This window comes from Gelidibacter sp., from assembly GCF_035515035.1.
GTDB lineage: Bacteria > Bacteroidota > Bacteroidia > Flavobacteriales > Flavobacteriaceae > Gelidibacter.
Window position 1 is genome coordinate 13,373 of sequence record NZ_DATJCA010000040.1, and the last position, 17,258, is coordinate 30,630.

A 17,258-nucleotide genomic window follows, 5' to 3' on the forward strand; every position below is an offset into this window, starting at 1 on the left:
AATTGACAAATTTTGAATTTGGAACGTATGAACATTGAACTCCGAACCCTGAACCCTGAACTCTAAACTTTAAACTTTTAACCTAACACAACCACCCATTGAACATTCTGAATTTAATCCGCTGGAAAAATTTATTGATGATTGCTTTTGTGCAAATACTCATTAAATACGCCTTATTTCACCCTTTTTTAGAAACTACCGAATTGACCATAATGCTGAATGGTTTCGGATTTGGACTTTTAGTATTTTCCACCCTATGTATTGCGGCTGCAGGAAATATCATCAATGACATTTATGATGTTGAAACGGATATGGTCAATCGGCCCTCCAAAGTTATTATTGGTAAAAAGATTTCTGAAAAAACAGCTTATACCCTATTCGTTATCTTTAATGTAATTGGCGTCCTCATTGGATTCTACCTCTCACATTTGGTTGGCAGAAGTGGTTTTTTCGCCATTTTCGTGATTATTTCGGCCTTGCTTTATGTCTATGCGTCATATCTAAAACAAATGCTTTTAATAGGAAACATCGCCATTTCAGTATTGGTAGGACTGAGTATTCTAATTGTAGGTGTCTTTGAATTGATGCCTTCAATTACGGAGCAAAATCAAGCCACCCAATTGACTTTCTTTAAAATCCTTTTTGATTATTCCCTATTTGCCTTTCTGATTAATTTTGTACGCGAAATCATCAAAGATCTCGAAGATGTTGATGGCGATTATAAATCTGGAATGAACACCTTACCTATAGCAATAGGGCGTGACAGAGCATCAAAAGTAGCGTTTGCTGCATCGCTTTTACCTCTCATGGGTTCCATTTATTATGTGTCAACCTATCTTTACAAATACGAATTATTTATCGGCTATTTCTTAATATTGATTATCATTCCTTTAATTTATATTTCCCTAAAGGCCTTCAACGCAAAAACAAAAAAACACTACCATCATATCAGCAATATGCTTAAATTAGTCATGTTTTTTGGTATATTGTCCTTACTGCTTTACCCTATTGTGCTGAAGTAAACTCTCGCTGGGGAACTATTCTCTGGCCGAGATGCGGATGCGCAAAGAGGATGGAAGTTGGAAGTTCGAAGCTAGACGCACAAAGTATAACTGGTCTACAAGATTTAGGCATTGACAAACTGAAAACTGCAGACTGCCCACTGAAGACTGCCTGCCCGTCCGCAGCATTTGCGGAGGCGGGAACACTGAACATTGAAGACTGTACAAAAATGCTCAACGAAAAATTAAAACACCACAATATCATTTTGGCTTCGGGGTCACCACGACGACAACAATTTTTCAAGGATCTGGGTTTGGACTTTGAAATCCGTTTAAAACCTGTCCATGAAGAATATCCACCACGATTGACCCATTTCGAAATCAGTGATTATCTGGCCCAACTAAAAGCATTACCCTTTAAAAAAGAGCTCAAGCCTAACGATATTCTTATCACCAGTGATACGATTGTTTGGCTCAAGAAAAAGGCATTGGGCAAACCAAGGGACGCCAAAGAAGCTTTCGAGATTATAAAATCCTTGAGCAATGCCACGCATGAAGTCATTACCTCGGTTTGTTTTACCACGCCTACCTACGAAAAAACCGTAAATGCAGTTACAAAGGTGACCTTTAAAGACTTTTCTGATGACGAAATCAACTATTATATCCGAACTTGTAAACCCTACGATAAAGCCGGCGCGTATGGCATTCAAGAATGGATTGGGCACATTGGAGTGACCAAAATAGAAGGCTCTTATTTTAATGTGATGGGCCTGCCAACACATCTTGTTTATGAAACGTTAAATGACATGGTTAAAATCATTTAGCATTGTATTTTTAGTCAAAACGATTTCCTATGAAATTATTTCACCCATTCTATTATATTGCCGCTCTTTTTTTAACAATATCCTCCTGTAAACAAGGGTCCCAGAATCTTCAAAACACAAATGAGATCACATCCTTGTCTACAGCAGACACTCTAAAAAGTGCCCAACCTTTGTCAGACGAATTCAAAGCCTATTGGTTTGCCAATGCTGCCGAAATTACATCGTACACTTTAGAACAGGCCCGGTATGGAGAAATCCGAAAAGGCACCGCTGTATTGGTTTTTGTTACCGAACCTTTTTTAAAGGAGGAACAGGTTAAAGCTGATTTGCCGTCATCCACGGACATTCCCGTCCTAAAATTAAATGCCACAAAAAGCTTTCATACGGGCATCTATCCGTATAGTATTATGCAAAGTGTTTTTTATCCCTTGGCCAACAATCAACATGCTTTAAAGATATCCTGCTCTGTACAAGAATGGTGTGGCCATGTGTATACCCAGCTCAATAACCGAACCGAATTTGAAGTGACCTCCCACTCCTATTTTGAGGGTGAAGCAGATGAAGATTTCAACTTGGGGAAAGCTATTTTAGAAAGCGAATTATGGACACAATTGCGCCTCGATCCAGAAAGTTTGCCAACTGGCGATTTGGAAATCATCCCCTCTTTTGAGTTTTTACGCTTAAGACATGTCCCTTTTAAAGCCTATACCGCTTCCGCAGAATTGATGGCAGGCACTTACACGATCACCTACCCAGATTTAAACAGAAGTCTCAGCATTACTTTTAATCCGGAGTTTCCTTTCAACATCACCTCTTGGGAAGAATCTTTCATAAGTGGTTATGGTGATAATGCCAAAGCACTGACCACCAAGGCAACTCAATTAAAAACGATAAAATCCGACTATTGGAACAAGACAACAAATGACGATTTCAAATTGAGAGAAAGGCTTGGTTTAAATTAGATTTCGCCCTTTTCTGCGTATCTTTATCATTAATTTTACATTCAAAAATCTATGTTTTTTCAAACCTATCAGCAAGAATTTATTTACACGGGCATTGTCCTTCTTTTTTTACTGGCTACTAGGTATTTTGTGAACGCCCTTATCGGTAAAATATCGAGACGGAACAGCATTAATATAGCCCGGACCCAATTAATGCAACGTTACGTGAGTGTTGCCTTGTTCATGCTTGCGTTTTTAATCATTCCTTTTATTTTTGGGACGCAAGCTAAAGACTTGGTCGTTCTATTTTCTTCAATATTTGCCGTGATTGGTATTGGTCTATTTGCCATTTGGTCCATTTTAAGTAATATCACATCGGGGATTATTATGTTCCTCTCCTTCCCATATAAAGTAGGTGATAAAATAAAAATTCACGATCACGATTTTCCTTTGGAAGGGATCATCGAAGACATTAGAGCCTTTCAGTTGCATTTACGGATTGAAAATGGCGATTTGATCACCTACCCGAACAACTTGATGCTTCAAAAACCAGTGACCTTAATCAAAAAAGATGCTATTTATGACGTTCTTGATGACGGAACCGACTTGATTTAAAACACGTAATAGAGGCCGTTTTTCACCAATCCCGCTTTAATTTCCTTTTGAAACGGAACTTCTATGGAATCAAAATCTACCAATATTTTGAGTTAAATAAAAACTAAAATCGGAATTTACGATGCTTCTTTTTTATATTTGAGGAATACCCTAATGTCCAAAAAATGTTCAAGCCATATTTTTTTATTTTAATCACTTTTTTTTATTGCTTTTACAGCCAAGCACAACAGCCTAAAAAACCTACAAGTTCAGAAATTTACCAAGCCATAGAAAAGCTAAATTTTCTTGGATCGGTGCTGTATGTTGCCGCACATCCGGACGATGAAAACACGCGTCTTATCTCTCATATGGCCAATGAAGTTAAGGCAAGAACGGCGTATCTATCGTTAACCCGTGGAGATGGTGGACAAAATCTTATTGGGCCGGAACTTAAGGAGCTTTTGGGAGTGATCAGGACCCAAGAATTATTGGCCGCACGACATATAGATGGCGGTATTCAACTTTTTACAAGAGCCGATGATTTTGGCTATTCCAAACATCCGGATGAAACCTTGGCCATTTGGAATGAACAGGAGGTATTGAGCGATGTTGTTTGGGCCATCCGCAACTTCCAACCCGATATCATTATCAATCGATTTGATCATAGAAGTCCAGGCACCACCCACGGGCACCATACAAGCTCAGCAATGTTGAGCATGAAAGCTTTTGATGATGCCGCTGATCACTCTAAATTCCCCAATCAATTGAAATCTGTTGCGGTTTGGCAACCGAAACGTGAGTTTTTTAATACCTCTTGGTGGTTTTACGGAAGTAAGGAAAAATTTGATGCTGCCGACAAAACAAATCAGTATGCGGTGGAAGTGGGCGATTTCTATCCTGCTCTAGGGCTGTCAAATCCTGAAATTGCGGCATTGAGCCGCAGTGCGCACAAGTCGCAGGGTTTTGGAAACACAGGAACTCGTGGGAGCGACTTTGAATATTTAGAACTTATAAAAGGTGACGCTCCAACAGACAGAAACAATATTTTTGAAGGCATAGATACCAGTTGGAATCGCGTCAATGGTGGACAACCTATTGGCGACATTTTGAAAACGGTTCAGGCCAATTATAATTTCAAAAATCCGTCAGCTTCCATTCCAAAATTGATAGAAGCTTATAAAATGGTTCAAAAACTCGAAAATTCACATTGGAAAACCATCAAATCCGAAGATCTTAAAAATGTCATAGCTGCTTGTGCCGGCTTATTTTTGGAAGCCGCTGCAGCATCCCATCTTGCTACCCCAAATAGCACGGTTTCATTGAACTTGGAAGCCATTAACCGCAGCTCCCAGAACATGGTATTAACTTCTATAACCCTATCGGATGGTACACGAATTCAAAAAAATACAGATCTGAAATTCAATGAATCCCACCAATTTAAATCGCAATTAAACATTCCTTCAACCGCATCCTATTCCACCCCATATTGGTTGGAAACCAAAGGTACTTTGGGGATGTACAAAGTGGATGATCAAAGCCTCATTGGATTGCCCGAAACGCCTAAAGAGATGACTGCCACCTTTAATGTTTCCATTGAAGGAGAAACATTAGCCTATGAAAAAACCATCATCTACAAAACCAACGATCCTGTAAAAGGTGAAGTTTATAAACCTTTTGAAATTGTCCCTATAGTGTCTTCCCATATTGCTGAGCCCGTGATTATTTTTGCGGATTCCCAACAAAAGGACATTCAAGTGATCGTCAAAGCCAATCAGAATGCGTTGGAAGGGTATGTGCAATTAGACCGTCCTCAAGGGTGGCGAGTGTTTCCTGAAAAACAAAATATAGCCATCATAAATAAAGGCGAAGAACAGATCCTGACCTTTACGGTGATACCTCCAAAAAATCAGAGCGAAGGTGTATTGACACCCAAGGTGTATATAGGCAAAGACGTTTTTAGTAAAAAATTGGTGGAAATCGATTATGAGCATATTCCATTTCAAATGGTCTTATTGCCAAATGAAAGTAAGGTCGTGCGATTGGATATCAAGAAAAAGGGTGAAAACATTGGCTATATTGTAGGTGCTGGAGATGCCGTTCCGGAGAGTTTACGACAAATTGGCTATAATGTGGCTATCATTAAACCAGAAGATATCAATGCTGAAACCCTCAACCGATTTGATGCTATTGTGGTTGGAATTAGAGCTTATAATACCGTGGATGCCTTAAAATTCAAGCAGAAACAATTATTCGATTTTGTTGAACAAGGAGGGAATTTAATTGTTCAGTACAATACCAACGGCGATCTTATTGTAGATCAATTGGCGCCTTATCCATTAGAATTATCAAGAGATCGTGTTACCGACGAAAATTCGGAAGTCCGCTTATTGAACACCACTAACGAGCTGCTCAACTATCCGAACAAGATTACCCAAAAAGATTTTGAAGGTTGGGTGCAAGAACGAGGCCTTTATTTTCCGAACAAATGGTCAAAAGAGTTTACGCCGTTATTATCCATGCATGATAAAAATGAACCTCCAAAAGAAGGCAGCTTATTAGTGGCCAAATTTGGAAAAGGGCACTATATTTATACAGGATTGAGCTTTTTTAGGGAATTTCCCGAAGGTGTCGCTGGCGCCTATCGTTTATTTGCCAATATGCTATCTGTAGGAAAAGAAACGATTAAAAGAGATGTTCAACTAAAAGACTAGGGGTTATGCTTGACCGCTTTCACCAAAAAAACAAAATATAAACTATGCAGAACCAACCAACGAAACAACCACCAAAAGAGCGATGGAAAAAATCATACACCTTGGTATTGGTTGCCAACGCCATTTATATCCTATTGTTTTATTTTATCATGAAATCCTTCTAAGATGCAGACATTAGATTGGATTGTACTTATTGGAACACTTGTTTCCATTGTTGCCTATGGCACTTGGAAAACGAGAAATAGCAATAAGAATGTGGAAGATTATTTAAAAGGTGGAAATGAAGCCAAATGGTGGACTATTGGCTTAAGCGTTATGGCAACCCAAGCCAGTGCAATTACGTTTCTCTCAACACCTGGCCAAGCGTTTCATGATGGCATGGGGTTTGTCCAATTCTATTTTGGATTGCCCATTGCCATGATCATCATTTGTTTGGTCTTTATTCCTTTGTATCACCGCCTCAAAGTCTATACGGCATATGAGTTTTTGGAAAATCGGTTTGATCTCAAAACACGGAGTCTGACCGCAATTTTATTTTTGATCCAACGCGGATTGGCGGCGGGGATCACCATTTATGCCCCTGCGATTATCCTCTCGGCAGTTTTAGGATGGAATTTGAATTTGCTCATTATCATCATCGGAGTCTTGGTAATTATTTATACCGTTTCTGGCGGCACAAAAGCCGTCAGCATTACCCAAAAGCATCAAATGGCAGTCATTTTTACGGGCATGTTTGTTGCGTTCTTTCTCATCGTAAGTTACCTTCCAGAAAACATTACGTTCACCAAGGCATTGGAAATTGCCGGGGCCAGTGGAAAAATGGAAATCCTCGATTTTTCATTCGATTTCGATAATCGCTATACCTTTTGGAGCGGAATTATTGGGGGCACGTTTTTGGCACTCTCCTATTTTGGTACAGATCAAAGCCAGGTGCAACGTTATCTTTCAGGACAATCAGTCAAGGAAATGCAAATGGGATTGATTTTTAATGGCTTACTAAAAGTACCGATGCAGTTTTTTATCTTATTGGTTGGGGTGATGGTTTTCGTGTTCTACCAATTCAATACGTCGCCCATCAACTTCAATCCCGCGGCCACAGAGACGGTCATGAACTCTTCGTATGCTGAAGAATACAGCCAATTACAAAACGAACAAGATGACATTTTTACTAAGAAAAAGGAGTTGATGCATGCTTACGCCGAATCAAGAAGTGAGGCGATAGCCCATCAGATTACTTCCTATAATGAGGGCGATAGGGCCAACAGGGACGCTGCCAAAGAATTGATTAGCAAAGCCAATAAAGAACGGACGCTTTCGGTAGAAACTAATGATAAAGACTACGTGTTCATTCACTTTATTTTAAATAATCTGCCTCGTGGTTTAATTGGTCTTTTATTGGCAGTTATATTAAGTGCCGCCATGTCCAGTACTGCCAGTGAACTTAATGCATTGGCCTCCACGACAACCATGGATCTTTATAAGCGCAGTTTTGTGCAGGACAAAGATGAAGACCACTATTTAAAAGTTTCAAAATGGCTAACCTTAAGTTGGGGGATTATCGCCATTATCTTTGCCTCTATTGCCTATTTGGCGGATAATTTAATCCAATTGGTCAATATTATCGGCTCTATTTTCTATGGCAATGTTTTGGGAATCTTCCTTTTGGCCTTCTTTTTCAAATATGTGAAGGGCAACGCCGTTTTTACGGCAGCTTTAATTACCCAAGCCATCGTGATTATTGGCTGGTATTACGATTGGATGCCTTATTTATGGCTCAATTTGTTTGGATGTGCCCTGGTCATCGGAATCGCTTTTTTACTTCAATCCCTTAATTCACTAATAAATGAACACGCCTAAAACCATACGTTGGGGTATTATCGGTCTCGGTAAAATAGCCAACAAATTTGCTCAGGATATTCAAGAGGTTGCTCATTGCGAACTTTATGCAGTGGCCTCAAGACATCAAGAAAAGGCAAATTCATTTGCTAAACAATATAATGCCATCAAGGCTTATGGCGATTATGAAAGCCTGGTTGCAGATACAAATATTGATGCGGTATATATAGCCACCCCGCACAGCTCTCATAAAGAATATGCCATTTTATGTTTAAACCATAAAAAGGCGGTGTTATGTGAAAAACCCTTGGCCATGAACCTTCAGGAGGTTGAAGAGATGATTGCGGTTGCCAAAGACAATAACGTATTAATGATGGAGGCGCTATGGACGTATTTTCTACCGCATTATCAGTTTGTAATAAAGGAATTGATGACGGGAAGATATGGGTCTATTAATAAACTGGAAGCCGATTTTGGTTTTCAGCCAAAGATGGATATGCATTCTCGGGTTTTTAACAAATCGCTTGGTGGTGGCAGCTTACTGGACATTGGGATCTATCCTATCTTTGCGGCCTTATCTACTTTAGGTAGGCCGGTTGACGTAGATGCCAAAGCTACGTTTTTTGATAATGGCGTAGATGCATCCTGTAAGATCATCTTTAATTATTATAATGGCGTCAAGGCATTTTTGAAAAGCTCATTTTTAGAAGAAACACCAACGGAAGCGATTTTTTATTGTGAAAAGGGCATCATTAAAATTAATGGGCAGTTCCATAGACCTTCCACAGTAACCATAACCTATGGCGGAAAACAAACCACACATGATTTTGACTGTCGTACCCTTGGTTATAGTTATGAAACCGAGCATTTCAATGAATTGTTACGAAACAACAAAACAGAAAGTCCGATAATGACTTTTGATTTCAGCAGGGATTTGATGTCGATTTTAGATGACGTCAGACATTTGATCAATCTAAACTACGATTGACAAATTGCTATAGAATATTTATAAAACAAAAGCCTCACAGTTGACTGCAAGGCTTTGTCCAATGTGTGTTTAATTTCTATTTATTTAGCTCCCCACTCTTTCAAGGAATCTTTGTTCATTTTAACATAATCAGCATTACCTGCTTCTTCTGAAGCTTTTAAGGATTTCTTTGCCAATTCTATCGCTCCTTTTTTGTCGCCAGCCTTTGCATAAATTAGAGACTGTTGTCTCAATTGGTAAAATGCTGGTTTTGAATTCATAGACATGGCTTTGTCAATCCAGGTTTTGGCTTGATTGATATCCTTTCCTTCTTGATAGTAGTAGGCAGCGGCAGCATAATAGTCAGCTGCACCAGGACCGTTCATCACTTTATCAATCGAAGCGGCGACAATCTTATCGGTTGGCACTTCAAACTTCACACCGGCATATACATTTGCCCACATCATTCCAAGAGTTGCTCCATTACTCGTCAAGTCATCAAAAGTCATCGTGAAGGTTTCAATATTCATTGGTAATTTATAAGTGTCTGCTTTAACTTTAGCAGCAATCTTTGATTCATCCAATTCTTGAGGTGCTCCCCAATTTTCAGCACTTGAATAAAATACGATATCCCAATTGTTTTCGTTAGGAATTGCAAAAAGCGCATAAGTTCCGGCTTTCAACTCTTTTCCTCCAACAGTAACATCCGTGCTAAAAGTGATTTTAGTATTCTCATTCGCACCTAAGCGCCATACTTTTCCGTAAGGCACTAAATCGCCAAAAACAGTACGTGATCTCATATTCGGACGAGAATACTCTAAAGTTACGTCAGTCAAACCTACGGTTTGCTCCACTTTAGAAAACGGGCTCGGTTGCGGTGTTTGAATTTGGGCCTGTGTGGTAAAGGTCATTCCTAAAACACCAAAAAATAGCATAATTTTTTTCATGATAATTTATTTTTAGTTGATTTTTTTTGTTCAAAAGGTAAAATTACATTTTTTAAAACCCTCAATTGTTAATGAAAACCTAAATTTAATCTTCTGGACAACCTAATTAATTGAAATGCATTCCTTTATAAAAACAATACAAAACCTTAAACCACTGTTAAACTTTGTTTAATGTTAAACATAAAAGGTTGAACGTTTTGTACCTTTACCTCAAAATTAACCTCATGGCTAAAAAGAAAAACATCTCTGATCAAAACATCATCTCTTTTTATATGGATTATGTTTTAGAATACGGTGCACAACCTAAATCCGTTTATATATTTGCTAAGGCCAATAACTTTGAAGAATCTAAGTTTTACGAACATTTTGCAACTTTTGAAGCCATTGAAAAACGCATTTTTAAAGAACTCTTTGATACTACCTTAGAGCTTTTGAATAAAAGTGAAGAGTATCATTTATTTGATGCCCGACATAAACTATTAAGCTTTTATTTTACGTTTTTCGAGAATTTGACAGCCAATAGAAGTTATGTACTTTTTACGCTGCAACAACATAAAAACGCCTTGAAAAATCTATCGGTCTTAACCGAATTGAAAATGGGCTTCACAAAATATATCGAGAGTTTGAATATTGAAACCTTAGATATTAAAGAAGAGCGTTTTGATAAACTCCAACGTCGGGCTTTGCAAGAATCTGCCTGGGTACAATTGTTATTGACCATAAAATTTTGGATGGACGACACCTCTACTTCTTTTGAAAAGACGGATGTCTTCATTGAAAAATCAGTCAACACAAGTTTTGATGTTTTGAACATAACCCCTTTGAAAAGCGTGATTGACCTTGGGAAATTTCTCTTCAAGGAAAAAATGTACAAAAAATAGATGAAAACAATAGATAAAATCCCCACATCAAAAATCCAGAGAGCTTCAAAATTGGTTTCTACCGGCGCAAAGGTTGGCGTCAACTACTTGAAATATTATGGTGACAAATTGACCAAGACTGAAGATGTAGCACGCTCAAGACTGAATGAAAACAATGCTGAAGATATTTATGACAGTTTAAAGCAGCTTAAGGGCAGCGCTCTAAAAGTTGCACAAATGTTGAGTATGGAAAAAAGCATCATGCCACAGGCCTACGTAGAGAAATTTTCGTTGGCTCAATTTTCCGTTCCACCATTGTCGCCGCCATTGGTCATAAAAACTTTTAAAAGCTATTTTGGCAAGCCGCCAAATGAATTATATGACTCCTTCAACACAACTTCTGTAAACGCTGCGAGTATTGGACAAGTCCATATTGCAGAAAAAAACGGGAAAAAACTTGCTGTGAAAATCCAATATCCTGGAGTTGCCGAAAGTATCTCATCTGATTTAGCGCTGGTTAAACCTATTGCCATGAAAATGTTCAATATTAAGGGCACTGATTCGGACAAATACTTTAAGGAAGTTGAAGGAAAGCTTATTGAGGAAACAAATTATATTTTGGAAATGCAACAGAGCAAAGAAATTGCTGCAGCGTGTGCTCACATTCCAAACCTTTTGTTTCCTCAATATTATGAAGACTTATCTTCTGAAAGAATCATCACCATGGATTATATGGAAGGAGAACATCTTTCGGAGTTTACAGCCCGTAATACCAACCAAAAAATAGCCAATAAACTGGGTCAGGCCCTTTGGGATTTTTACATGTTTCAAATCCATGTCCTCAAAAAAGTGCATGCCGATCCACATCCCGGGAATTTCCTGGTGAATGAAGATCATAATTTGGTGGCGTTGGATTTTGGTTGCATGAAAGTCATTCCCGACGATTTTTATGTGCCCTATTTTGAGTTGGCAACACCGGAAAACATTAGAGATGAATCCACCTTTATCTCAAAACTATATCAATTGGAAATCCTGCGGGAAGACGATACTGAAGAAGAAGTACAGTTTTTCTCGGAGATGTTCCATGAACTATTAAGCCTGTTTACACAGCCATTTCATACGGAGACTTTTGACTTCTCTGATGCCGACTTTTTCGGCAAGATCGCAGAACTTGGACAACGTTATTCTAAAAGCACCGAATTGAGAAAAATGAATGGCAACCGAGGTTCCAAGCATTTTATTTACATGAATCGCACGTTCTTTGGGCTGTATAATTTAATGTTCGATTTAAAGGCCAAGGATCTTAAAATAAATAATTACAAAACCTTATAATTACCACCTAAATTTAAAGGAATTTAGGTGAAATAGGGAGCTGTCATAATGCGGCCAACCGAGGTTTCTGGCAGGAATTTTCCTCACTTATCAACAGTAAACAAGACCAAGTGTCAAAAATCTGAGATAAAGTGCTAAAACGCTTTTTAGCATATTTTATGGATTTTTGTTGTTTTCCAGCTAATAATAGATATCTTTAGCCTGTTGAAACCTGCCAAATTACTAACTAATTTGATCAATATAAATCCCCAATCAGTACAATTCTCAATTGTTGATTCGACCATCTATGAGCTATTCAATTCTGAACTCTATGACGGTGCTTGGTATTGCGAAAAATCTCATCCCGACAAATTTTATATCAGTAAGAAGTTCAAGCTTTTACTGGGTTATGAACCTAACCAGAAGCTCCATTGGGAGACTGTCCTCCACCCTGACGATGTCAATAAGTTCCAAGATCAGCTTACTTCCATTTGCGGAAAAGAAGACATTGGAATCCATGAAGACCTAAGACTGATTCATAAGAAGGGAGACGTCTTATGGATGCAGTGCCATATCTATTTCAAACCGAATTCAGAAAATGGTCTTGAATTTATTTTTATTGCATTTAAAAATATCGCCAATAAAAGAAATACAGAATTAGAACTTAACCATCGCCATAAAAGAGCCCATGAGATCTTGAACGATGGTGCCATAGGCACATGGGAAAGTAATTTAGTTACGGGAAAATCAATATGTAATGAAAGTTTGGCCACTATCATTGGTTATTCCGTTGAAGAACTCAATAATTTTGCAATTGATATTTGGCATGCGCTCACCCACCCCGACGACATCGAAAAATCACGACAGTTACTTGAAGAACATATTACTTCTAAATCCTCTTGCTTTATAAGTGAATGCAGGATGCGGATTAAGAATGGTGACTGGATGTGGGTAGCCACGATTGGAAAAGTAATAAAGTACACCAGCACTGGCCAACCGGAATCTTTGGGAGGCATACTCTATGATATTTCAGATAAAAAGAACAATGAACTACAAATAGAGAAATATAAAAACCTCTTAGAAGGTGTCAATCAAGCTGCGGAAATTGGTGTATGGGAAGTCGATTTAGAAAGCGATAAAGTCTATTTAAGTACGGAAATTAAAAAAATGTTTGGCGTTCCAATGTCGTTTGAACCAACGGTTGCTGATGTTGTTGGGTTCTTCAAGGAAGGTGAAAGTCGCCAAAGAGTCATTGAGTCATTTGAAAACGCAATTAAAAAAGGTAAGAATTACGACATAGAGCTGCAATCTATCACCTCTGATAATAAAGTGATCTGGACAAGATCCATCGGTGTTTCAGAATTCCATAATGGTAAATGCACACGCTTATTTGGCTTTTTTCAAAACATTCATGAGAAGACCATTGCAACAAAAAAACTCGCCTTAAAGGAAGAACTCTTTCGTAAGACATTCTCACATGCCCCGGTAGGCATGGCTATTATAGACTTAAAAGGCAATATTTCGCAAGTCAATAAAAGTTTATGTGAATGTCTGGGCCAAACCGAAAAAGAGCTCTTACAAAACAATTTCAACAAGTTCTCCCATCCTGACGACAAAGGTCTTTCCAACCATCTTGTCACCGAACTTTTAAAAGGAAAACGCGAGAGTTTTAAACTGGATAAACGTTATATACATAAAAATGGTGATACCATTTGGACTCAAATATCGGTCTCGTCCATTAAAAACGAGTTGAGTGAAACCACCAACTTTGTTGTTCAAGTTCAAGACATTACCGATCGAAAAACGAATGAATTGCTGTTGATCAATTATAAAGATTTACTTGAGCGGTCCAATTATGTAGCAAAAATTGGTTCATGGGAAATCAATATAAGTGATCATACCGTGACCTGGAGCAAGTCCATGCATAAAATCTTAAGGACCAAAAATCAGTATGTTCCCAATTTTAATGAATCCATTGATTTTTTCACTAGCACGCCGCAACAAAAAGATCTTTTAAAATCCGCCTTAAACAAAGGGTTAAAAGAAGGGGTAAGTTTTGATATCGAGACGCTTGCAAGAACCTATGGTAAAAAGCAAAAATGGATAAGAATAATAGGTATATCAGAGTTTGTGAATGGCCAATGCACTCGGCTTTACGGTCTTATTCAAGATATAAATGACATTAAGAAGGCGCAATTAGCTATTGCCATTAAAGAAGAACAGTGGCGTACTACTTTTAACCATGCTAAAGCAGGGATGGCATTGATTAATTTTAGTGGCAAAGCCGTGAATGTAAACAAAAGTTTGTGTGACATTTTTGGTTATAGCATGCAAGAAATGCAAGAGGTTGGAATCAAAGATATTTCCTTAAGTGACGACCTTGAGAACAACATTAAATTAATGAGCGATTTGATCCATGGCACGATTGAAAACTTTACTGACGATTTACGATTCTTACATAAAAAAGGCCATATTATCTGGACCAATGTCTCCGTTTCGGCTGTAAGGAATGACTATAATCAATTTACGCACATGGTCGCTCAAGTGGTTGATATTACCGAATCCAAAACAAATCAACTTCTATTAAAAACCTATAAGGAAAGTTTAGAACGTTCCAATAAATTGGCAAAAATTGGTTCATGGGAAATGGATCCAGAAACCAAAAATTTATACTGGAACGAAAATCTGGGCCGATTACTGGGCAATACAGAGTTTACGCCGCGTAATTTTAGTGAATTCATTTCTTACTTTGCGCTTGATAACAATCAAGAACAACTGACCAACCTGGTTAAAGAAGCTCTACGCCACGGTACGAATTTCGATATTGAAATTCCGTTGAAAACCACCAAGGGCTTACGATGGATGCGTTTATTGGGAATCTCCGATTTTGAGAACGGAACTTGCAAAATGATTCATGGCTTAGTTCAGGATATTGATGATTTCAAAAAAGCGCAACGGGAGATTGTGCTTCGCGAAGAGGAGTTTAGACAAACCTTTTGGCATGCTCCTATTGGAATGGCATTATTGGATTTAAACGGCAAAATCGTCAAAGTCAATCCGGTAATTTGTGAAACTTTCGGTTACACAGAGGAGGAAATGACCAGGCTTGAGAAAAGTGTTATTTCCCATCCGGAAGATCTAGAGCTCTCAAATAAGCTCCTGGCACAAGTTTTAAATGGGGAGCGCGAAAGTTTTCAACAGGAAAAACGCTACTTCCATAAAAATGGACATTTAATTTGGGCCATTCTCTCCATTTCAGCTGTAAAAAATGATAAGGGAGAAACGACGCATTTAGTGTTGCAGGTTAGCGATATAACCGATAAAAAACTGCTGACTGAAAGTCTTAAAGAACATAACAACAGGCTCCAAAATTACGCCTATATCGTCTCCCATAATTTACGTTCTCATACAGGAAACCTGTCCATGATGTTAGAATTGATTGAACTCAGCAACAAAAAAAGATGGGATGACGAGCTATTTAAACACATCAAATCAGCCTCCATCAATATGAATGAGACGGTACAACATTTGAGTGAAATTGTCGAAATTAACAAGCTCATAAAAGATACACTTGTACCACAGAACTTAAGAAAACGCGTTAATAAAGCCATAGAAAACATTCAAAGCACCTTAAGTCAAATTAATGGTGAAATGACCATTAAGGTTAGAGAAGACTATATGGTATATGCTGTACCCTCTTATTTAGACAGCATTGTCCTTAACATGCTTACCAACGCCATAAAATATAGGTCTCCTTACCGACTTTTAAAAATTGAGATAAAAGCAGGACAAAAGGGTGGCCAGACTTACCTTAGCATTACGGATAACGGTTTGGGAATTGATTTGGAGAAAAATGACTCAAAGATCTTTGGGATGTACAAAACATTCCATGAGCATAAAGACGCTAGAGGTATTGGACTGTTTATCAGCAAGAATCAGATTGAAGCCATGGGCGGCACCATTGAAGTTGAAAGCAAACCAAATATTGGAAGCACCTTCACAATATATTTTAAAGATGAAAAAAATTAATACGATATGTATCATTGACGATGACCCTATCTTTAGATTCGGAACAAAGAAAATGATGGAAACCGTTCAGTTTTCACTTAAGTTTTTGGTCTATAAAAATGGAAAGGACGCCTTTGATAACTTACTCCCTCAATTACAAATGAACTCCAATGTACCAGATGTCATTTTATTGGACCTGAATATGCCGCTTATGGACGGATGGCAATTGCTGGATGAACTTGTAAAAATTCCTACTGCAAAAAATATTCCTATATATATTGTTAGCTCATCTGTCGATAGTCGCGATATTAAAAAAGCCAAAAGCTACAAAATGGTCAGTAAATATATTGTAAAACCATTCTCCGTTTCCAAAATTCAGCAGCTGATGGAAGAACTTGAAAATCAGGGTCAATCTCTCAAGGAATAAGATTTAATTCTACATTCAGAACGCAATAAAAGTCGCTTCTAACTATTAAAATCATCCTCATTTTAAAATTATTTCCTCTAATTACACAGACTTTTAGATTATTTGTTTAACATTTAAATAATATTGTTAAACGTTTTGTATCTTTAAATAAAATTTACACTCTCTTGAAAATTCTTGTTACAGGTTCTACTGGCTATATTGGAAAAAGACTGATTCCCATTCTTATTAATGAAGGCCATGATGTGGTCTGTGCCATAAGGGATAAATTGAGAGTGGACAGAAATCTTCTCGAAGATGGCCACGTTTCTATTGTGGAAGCCGATTTTCTCAAACCGGAAACACTCCAAAATATACCTAAGGATATAGAAGTGGTTTATTATTTAATCCACTCCATGTCCAGCACCTCTGATGATTTCGGAAAACTGGAAGCGGATTGCGCAAAAAATTTCAAAGCATATTTTGATACGACACAAGTCAAACAAGTCATTTATTTGAGTGGCATCACCAATGAAGCACATTTGTCAAAGCATCTGCAATCGCGTAAAAATGTGGAAGACCTATTGGCATCTGATAATTATGCACTTACGATATTCAAAGCAGGTATTATTGTCGGCTCAGGAAGCTCTTCTTTTGAAATCATAAGGGATTTGGTGGAAAAACTACCGGTTATGATTGCTCCTAAATGGTTGAATACCAAAACACAGCCCTTGGCGGTGAGGGATGTCTTGTCATTTTTGTCAAAAGCCAAGGGCAGAGAAGAATTATACAATAAAAGCTTTGATGTCTTTGGTCCTGAAACCATGACCTATAAAGACATGTTGCTCAATTTTG

General features: G+C 38.0%; 13 protein-coding genes. 12 read left to right on the forward strand and 1 reads right to left on the reverse strand.

Annotation, left to right across the window (positions count from 1 at the left end; genetic code table 11):
* Nucleotides 1-98 precede the first annotated feature (98 nt).
* From VLZ86_RS03045 to VLZ86_RS03075, 7 genes are all read left to right on the forward strand, one after another.
* The gene (locus VLZ86_RS03045; protein ID WP_325448594.1) at nt 99-1,022 is read left to right on the forward strand and encodes a geranylgeranylglycerol-phosphate geranylgeranyltransferase; all 924 of its coding nucleotides are present in this window, start codon (nt 99-101) and stop codon (nt 1,020-1,022) included.
* Nucleotides 1,023-1,231: 209 nt separating this feature from the next.
* Nucleotides 1,232-1,825, forward strand: a complete 594-nt coding sequence (locus tag VLZ86_RS03050) for a Maf-like protein (protein WP_325448618.1) — start codon at nt 1,232-1,234, stop codon at nt 1,823-1,825.
* Nucleotides 1,826-1,854: 29 nt separating this feature from the next.
* Nucleotides 1,855-2,787, forward strand: a complete 933-nt coding sequence (locus VLZ86_RS03055; RefSeq protein WP_325448596.1) for a septum formation inhibitor Maf — start codon at nt 1,855-1,857, stop codon at nt 2,785-2,787.
* A 51-nt stretch (nt 2,788-2,838) separates the two neighbouring features.
* Complete coding sequence (locus VLZ86_RS03060) at nt 2,839-3,381, forward strand: mechanosensitive ion channel domain-containing protein (RefSeq protein ID WP_325448598.1); 543 nt, start codon at nt 2,839-2,841, stop codon at nt 3,379-3,381.
* A gap of 164 nt (nt 3,382-3,545) precedes the next feature.
* Nucleotides 3,546-6,071, forward strand: a complete 2,526-nt coding sequence (locus VLZ86_RS03065; RefSeq protein WP_325448600.1) for a PIG-L family deacetylase — start codon at nt 3,546-3,548, stop codon at nt 6,069-6,071.
* Nucleotides 6,072-6,236: 165 nt separating this feature from the next.
* The gene (locus VLZ86_RS03070) at nt 6,237-7,928 is read left to right on the forward strand and encodes a sodium:solute symporter (protein ID WP_325448602.1); all 1,692 of its coding nucleotides are present in this window, start codon (nt 6,237-6,239) and stop codon (nt 7,926-7,928) included.
* On the forward strand, nt 7,915-8,895 hold the full coding sequence (locus VLZ86_RS03075; protein ID WP_325448604.1) for a Gfo/Idh/MocA family oxidoreductase: 981 nt from the start codon (nt 7,915-7,917) through the stop codon (nt 8,893-8,895). The genes VLZ86_RS03070 and VLZ86_RS03075 overlap by 14 nt, the downstream gene beginning before the upstream one ends.
* An 80-nt stretch (nt 8,896-8,975) precedes the next feature.
* Here the strand turns inward: VLZ86_RS03075 and VLZ86_RS03080 are convergent, their stop codons facing one another.
* Complete coding sequence (locus VLZ86_RS03080; RefSeq protein ID WP_325448606.1) at nt 8,976-9,821, reverse strand: DUF2911 domain-containing protein; 846 nt, start codon at nt 9,819-9,821, stop codon at nt 8,976-8,978.
* Between the two features lie 224 nt (nt 9,822-10,045).
* On the opposite strand from VLZ86_RS03080, the gene VLZ86_RS03085 reads away from it, so the two are divergent.
* From VLZ86_RS03085 to VLZ86_RS03105, 5 genes are all read left to right on the forward strand, one after another.
* Nucleotides 10,046-10,702: a TetR family transcriptional regulator C-terminal domain-containing protein gene (locus VLZ86_RS03085; protein WP_325448608.1), complete on the forward strand. Its 657-nt coding sequence runs from the start codon at nt 10,046-10,048 to the stop codon at nt 10,700-10,702.
* A complete protein-coding gene (locus tag VLZ86_RS03090) occupies nt 10,703-12,013 on the forward strand; it encodes an ABC1 kinase family protein (RefSeq protein ID WP_325448610.1) in 1,311 nt (436 codons plus the stop codon).
* A gap of 231 nt (nt 12,014-12,244) precedes the next feature.
* Nucleotides 12,245-16,021, forward strand: coding sequence for a PAS domain S-box protein (locus tag VLZ86_RS03095; protein ID WP_325448612.1), 3,777 nt, complete (start codon nt 12,245-12,247; stop codon nt 16,019-16,021).
* Nucleotides 16,008-16,427 (forward strand): response regulator, encoded by a 420-nt coding sequence (locus tag VLZ86_RS03100; protein WP_325448614.1) that lies wholly within the window; start codon nt 16,008-16,010, stop codon nt 16,425-16,427. Before VLZ86_RS03095 ends, VLZ86_RS03100 begins: the two co-directional genes overlap by 14 nt.
* A gap of 164 nt (nt 16,428-16,591) precedes the next feature.
* Nucleotides 16,592-17,258 (forward strand): NAD(P)H-binding protein (locus VLZ86_RS03105; RefSeq protein WP_325448616.1); only part of this gene is annotated, 667 nt, incomplete at its 3' end.